The following is a 2,865-nucleotide window of genomic DNA, read 5'->3' as shown; positions in this document are numbered from 1 at the left end:
AATGAGAAAGGAAGAGGAGCTCATGGGCTCGCTTCGTGTAGCCATCGTCGGCGTCGGTAACTGCGCCACCTCGCTTGTGCAAGGCATCCATTACTACCGCGACGCGGATCCCGCGGCGAAGATACCCGGCCTGATGCACGTGCAGTTCGGCGACTACCACATCAGCGATGTCGAGTTCGTCGCCGCATTCGACGTGGACGCCAAGAAGGTCGGACAGGACCTCGCGGACGCCCTCGTCGCGAGCGAGAACAACACCATCAAGATCTGCGACGTCCCCCCGACGGGTATCACCGTTCAGCGTGGGCCGACCCTCGACGGGCTCGGCAAGTACTACCGGGAGACCATCACCGAGTCCGATGAGAGTGCGGTCGACGTGGTCGAGACCCTCCGCGCGACCAAGGCCGACGTGCTGGTCTGCTATCTGCCGGTCGGCTCCGAGCAGGCGGCTCAGTTCTACGCACAGTGCGCCATCGACGCCGGTGTCGCGTTCGTGAACTGCCTCCCGGTCTTCATCGCCGGCACCAAGGAGTGGGCTGACAAGTTCACGGCGGCAGGGGTGCCCATCATCGGTGACGACATCAAGTCTCAGATCGGCGCCACCATCACCCACCGGGTGCTGGCCAAGCTCTTCGAGGACCGTGGTGTGACCGTCGACCGCACGTACCAGCTCAACGTCGGCGGGAACATGGACTTCAAGAACATGCTGGAGCGGGACCGCCTGGAGTCCAAGAAGATCTCCAAGACCCAGTCCGTCACCTCGCAGCTCGTCAACGGGCTCGAGGACCGCAACGTGCACATCGGCCCGTCCGACTACGTCGCCTGGCTCGACGACCGCAAGTGGGCGTTCATCCGCCTCGAGGGCAGGAACTTCGGTGACGCACCGCTCAGCCTGGAGTACAAGCTCGAGGTCTGGGACTCCCCCAACTCCGCGGGCATCGTCATCGACGCCATCCGCGCCGCCAAGATCGCCAAGGATCGCGGCATCGGTGGTCCGATCCTCTCCGCGTCGTCGTACTTCATGAAGTCGCCGCCGGAGCAGTACGGTGACAACGTCGCCCATGACTCCGTCGAGAAGTTCATCGCCGGTGATATAGAGCGCTAAAGGCGCAGCCGGCCACGGGTCCGTGCCGTCGGGCGGGTCGTCCACGAGGACCGTCCGCCCGAGCGTCGCCGACGGCTGCGATCGTTCGAGGGCTGGACCGGAATGATCATGTCCACTAGGTTCTTCCGCGTGCCTGATCTGGTTTCAACGAGACGGCGCCACGGAAGGCCTGGTGGACATGATCATTTCTAGGGGGTGACTGAGCGTCCCGGAGACTTGTGGTAGGCACTCTTCCCATGTCCTACGTCACAAAGTAGGGCATTTGGGCCATCTCCACCATCGAACATTCGGCCCACTCGACTACCATTCGATTGTCCGGCATATCGGCCGTCTATTGACAGAACAGGGGCGGGGCAGCCAGCGTCGTCTACTGTCCCGAGTCCTGTCGCCAAGGAAGGTCGGCGGCCGAGGGTAGAAACGCTGAAGGAGCTGACGTGATGAAGGCCGGCCCAGGAACGAGGCCGCCCGGCGAAACGTTAGCGCCCCAGCAGCGTTACCCGGATAGGTGGACCTGCGTGACCACGCACGCCGGCTCCGGGACGCCAGACCAAGGAGGAACGTTTCGATGACGCGGACCGCGCGAGCAAACCGTGGTGCGAGCAGCACCTCGAATCGAGCACGCGCGGCACACAACGCCCGTGCGAGTGCCGCTCCGTCCGACGAACCCGCGTCGGAGGAAGGATCGCGCACGTCGGTTTGGCATGCCCTGCTGCATGACCGAAGCGTTCGCTCCCGTGTAGCCGCTCTCGTCCTGGTGCCCTTGCTCGGCACCCTGGTACTGGGTGCGTTCTTCTTCAAGGGCGCCCTTGACGACGCGTCGTCGGCAAGCGAGGTGGAGGAGCTGGCGGACGTCGGGGTGGCCGCCACCGATCTACTGCACCGAATCCAGGATGAGCGGGACGTCACCGCCTTGTACGAGGCCGACGCCACTGGGCAGTCCGCCGTGGGGGACGCACGCGACGCCACCGACGCCGCACTGTCCGAGCTCAGGGATGGTCTCGACGCCGTCCGCGACGCCGGCACGGCCACCGAGTCCGCGGTGACCGCGTTCGAGAACGAGGAGGAGAACCTCTCCGGGTACCGGGAACAACGGGACAGCGGCGAGCCGTCGTTCGATGAGGGTGGAGCAACCAGTTATCACGAGTTCGCCGAGGCAGTGCGCGGCATCGTCACGGCTTCCAGCTCCGTGGTGCACGACGGCGAGTCTGCCCGCCTGATCAACAGGCTCGACAACATCAGCCAGTCGGTCGAGTCGGCCTCGATGGAACGCGGTCTGGTGACGTACAACCTCACACCCGACGAGGAGCCCACGTCATCCCTCACCGCCAACGTGGTCTCGTTCCGCGGTGAGCAGGATCTGTTGACCGGCCGTTTCCTCGCCGGGTTCGAAGACGCCGACGAGTCCCGGGTTATTGCAAACCGGCTGGCCAACGGCGACGAGCTCACTGCCGAGACCATCGCTGGCATCCGTGAGGGCGAGACGGTCGAGGCTTCGCACGAGCAGTGGTATGCCAACGCCACCGAGCGTCTCGAGATCATGAGGGAGGTCGAAAGCGAAGCGGCTTCCGCCGTTGTCGACAATGCCTCCGAGGCAAGCAGCAGCGCCCGCGCCACGGCCGTGCTCAGCGCCATCGCCGTCCTCGCCGTGTTGGCGCTCACCGTCTTCCTTGCCGTCGTCGTTGCACGCTCCATTGTCGGGCCGTTGCGCCGGCTCCGGGCCGCCGCCCAGCAGACATCGACCAAGGACCTTCCCGAGGCCGTAG

2 protein-coding genes are annotated in these 2,865 nt (G+C 65.1%); both read left to right on the top strand.

Annotated features, from left to right (window positions below; translation table 11 throughout):
• Positions 1-22 precede the first annotated feature (22 nt).
• Entirely contained in the window at positions 23-1,102 is a 1,080-nt protein-coding gene (locus tag ELR45_RS06350; RefSeq protein ID WP_129664418.1) for an inositol-3-phosphate synthase, read from the top strand.
• 760 nt (positions 1,103-1,862) lie between these two features.
• Positions 1,863-2,865 (top strand): nitrate- and nitrite sensing domain-containing protein (locus ELR45_RS34710; protein WP_165367530.1); only part of this gene is annotated, 1,003 nt, incomplete at its 3' end.

The organism is Phytoactinopolyspora endophytica, from assembly GCF_004138495.1.
GTDB classification, from domain to species: Bacteria; Actinomycetota; Actinomycetes; order Jiangellales; family Jiangellaceae; genus Phytoactinopolyspora; species Phytoactinopolyspora endophytica.
The sequence above is the reverse complement of the archived record's forward strand: the minus strand, read 5'-3'. Positions and strand labels throughout refer to the sequence as shown.

Coding starts and splice junctions, on each gene's coding strand:
- ELR45_RS06350 (WP_129664418.1), top strand. CDS start 23: ATGGGCTCGCTTCGTGTAGCCATCGTCGGCGTCGGTAACTGCGCCACC.